The sequence below is a fragment of the Streptomyces sp. M-16 genome, from assembly GCF_052114405.1.
Classification (GTDB): domain Bacteria; phylum Actinomycetota; class Actinomycetes; order Streptomycetales; family Streptomycetaceae; genus Streptomyces.
This window is the reverse complement of record NZ_JBFRER010000281.1, coordinates 1-1927: the sequence shown is the minus strand read 5'-3', so window position 1 is coordinate 1927 and position 1927 is coordinate 1. Positions and strand designations below refer to the sequence as shown.

At 69.2% G+C, this 1927-nt stretch carries 1 protein-coding gene and 1 pseudogene; both read right to left on the bottom strand.

From position 1 onward, the window contains the following. Positions 1–259: pseudogene (locus tag AB4039_RS42075) on the bottom strand (hypothetical protein); the annotation flags it as partial. A gap of 172 nt (positions 260–431) precedes the next feature. Next, the gene (locus AB4039_RS42070; protein WP_442273288.1) at positions 432–1586 is read right to left on the bottom strand and encodes an RICIN domain-containing protein; all 1155 of its coding nucleotides are present in this window, start codon (positions 1584–1586) and stop codon (positions 432–434) included. Between the last annotated feature and the right edge of the window lie 341 nt (positions 1587–1927).

Genomic DNA, 1927 nt, shown 5'->3' with positions numbered 1-1927 from the left:
CGCTCGCACAGTCCGCCAGCACGATGTGCCCATCACCTCGCTTCAGGGTGATGCCCCGCTCCGCCAGGATCTTGTCGGCGTTCGGATAACCGAAGTCCTCGATCGCGTAACCAGGGCCCTCGTCCGCGACGGAACCCATCGCCGAGGCGTCCACTCGGGCAGGAACTCCGGAGATTCCGCCACCGACCGCGATCCATGCCAGGGCGCCCGCGCCCAGGGCCGCGCCAACAGCGCGGAGCATTTTCTTGTGTGCCTTCATTGGCTGCTATTCCCGTCCTTGCTTGATAGCGGCTTCAAGTCGGTGACAACTGACAGATTGCACTGCCGGGTCGTCCCGAAGGTTTCATTGCGCACGGTGAAGACGAAAAATGGAGGTTGCCCTCGGCGGGGCGCCGAGGGCAGCCTCCATTTCTTTCGGTTGGTCAGGCCGTTCAGATCTTCCAGACCTGGTCGACATACCGGGAGTCGCAGCCGACCTGCGTCAGGGGCGCGCCCCACTCCGGCGTGCGCCATGAGACGTACATGCACTTGTCGGTCAGCGAGTTCCGGATGGAGTAGCCGCCACCGGCGACCGGCTCCAGCTTCCACACCTGGTCGGCGTACTCCGGGTGGCAGTCGTACTGCGTCACGGGCGCGCCGTCCTCAGGGGTGCGCCACGAGACCAGGAGGCAGCGGTTGTTGAACTGGTTGCGGATCTGGTAGCCGCCCGGGACCGGCTCCAGCTTCCAGAGCTGGTCGGCGTACTGCGGATCGCAGTCGACCTGCTGGGCCTGGGCGCCGTTGTCGGGGGTGCGCCAACCGACGTACGCGCAGCGGTTGCTCAGCGCGTTCTGGATCGAGGCGGTGGTGAAGCGGACGTCCCGCAGCCAGCCGGCGAGGTCGTCGGTGCGGGTGGAGGTGGCGCCCGTGCGGGTCTCGGTCGCGGGGGTGCCGAGGCAGCCGCCCTGCCAGGAGCGGGAGTTGACGGCGACGATCTGGCCCGCGGAGTTCAGGAGYGGTCCRCCGGTGTCGCCCTTGCAGAGSACGTCSGTGCCCTTRCCGGTGAGGGAGAGCGTCGTGGAYGTSGYGGAGTTGASGGTGAAGGTGSCGGTGTGGAGCTTGTCCGGCASCCACTCGGACTTCGTACGGCCGAATCCGGCCGCGGTCAGGTCGGTACCGGCCGACGGGGCGGCGGTCGCGAGGGGGGCGGGCGCGATTCCGGTGACCGCGGTGGCAAGTCGTACGAGGGCAGCGTCCCGGTCGGTGCGCGGCGCGATCTCGATGACCTCGACCGCCTTGCCGTCGCTGAGCGTCGCGGTGGTCTTCAGGGCCGGCTTGCCGGCCGGGACCGGGGTACCGGGGATCGTGGCGAAGCAGCTCGCGGCGGTGAGGACCCAGAAGCGGTCGACCAGAGTGCCGCTGCAGGCACGGGAGTTGGTCTCGTCGCCGAGGTTGAGCCGGACAGCGTAGGGTTGCGTGCCGGTGGCGGCCTCGGGGCCGGAGGCCGCGGCGGCGGGGGTCGCCGACATCAGGCCCGCCGACAGCACGGCGGAGGTGGCCAGCAGGCAGCTGGAGATCCGCGCGGTGCGCGGACGGAGTGCGGACATGCGAGTTCCCTTCGCAGGCAGAGCGCGGGTGCGCGGGCATGGCCTCGCGGACGCCCGCAACGCGGTTCGGCCACTCGGCCGACGGGTTCAAGGGAGTGGTGCCAGACAGGCGGTACGGGCGCCTTGCAACGGGCCCGTCGCCCGGCATGGGCGCCGACATGAGGCGCCGGATGCCTAGCGTGGGCGGCTCCGCTGCTACTTGGTGGTGCGGATTTCCATGAGCATGAAGTCGCGGCCCTGCTCGTCGGCGCTCTCGCCGACCGGCGTCCAGGCGTTCTTGTTCACGTCGAACTTCTTCTGCTCGGTACCCGTGGTCATGTCGACCTGGGCCGAGTAGCTGT